Source organism: Acetomicrobium sp. S15 = DSM 107314, from assembly GCF_016125955.1.
GTDB classification, from domain to species: Bacteria; Synergistota; Synergistia; order Synergistales; family Thermosynergistaceae; genus Thermosynergistes; species Thermosynergistes pyruvativorans.
The window spans coordinates 1-353 of sequence record NZ_JADEVE010000232.1 but is presented as its reverse complement, the minus strand read 5'-3'; the positions used below and the strand labels follow the sequence as shown (position 1 = coordinate 353).

The 353-nt window shown below is 55.2% G+C and carries 1 protein-coding gene and 1 pseudogene; one reads left to right on the top strand and one right to left on the bottom strand.

The genetic code is table 11. The annotated features are described in order from the left end of the window. A partial coding sequence (locus EZM41_RS13650) for a hypothetical protein (RefSeq protein ID WP_232619152.1) occupies positions 1–237 on the bottom strand: 237 nt, incomplete at its 3' end. Here EZM41_RS13650 and EZM41_RS06665 point away from each other — a divergent pair. After that, positions 208–353 (top strand): annotated as a pseudogene (locus tag EZM41_RS06665) (DnaA ATPase domain-containing protein); the annotation flags it as partial. The gene EZM41_RS13650 and the pseudogene EZM41_RS06665 sit on opposite strands and share 30 nt — an antisense overlap.

The following is a 353-nucleotide window of genomic DNA, read 5'->3' as shown; positions in this document are numbered from 1 at the left end:
GGCAGTCGCCACAGGCTGCATCCCTTTGAGCTGACACGCTGCCAGTCCTTTGCATTCCGACAATATTTCATTTCCCTGTCCAGTCTTATCAGTGCAAACGCATCCGATTCCGAGGGCGCTTTCACCATCTCCGCCGCTTTGGCCACATACGCTGCCAGATCCTGCTTGAGCAGCGATTCTCTTCTGCTGTTCCCACCATTCCCGGTATTGGTCGGGAAGTCTAATAGGTTGGCCCATGCGGCTAGCCTCGCCGTGGCTGAAAGCCCAGGCGTGGCTTACAACCCGCTTTTCATATGGGGCGGCGTTGGGCTCGGCAAGACTCACCTGATGCACTCAAAAGTCCATTACATAAT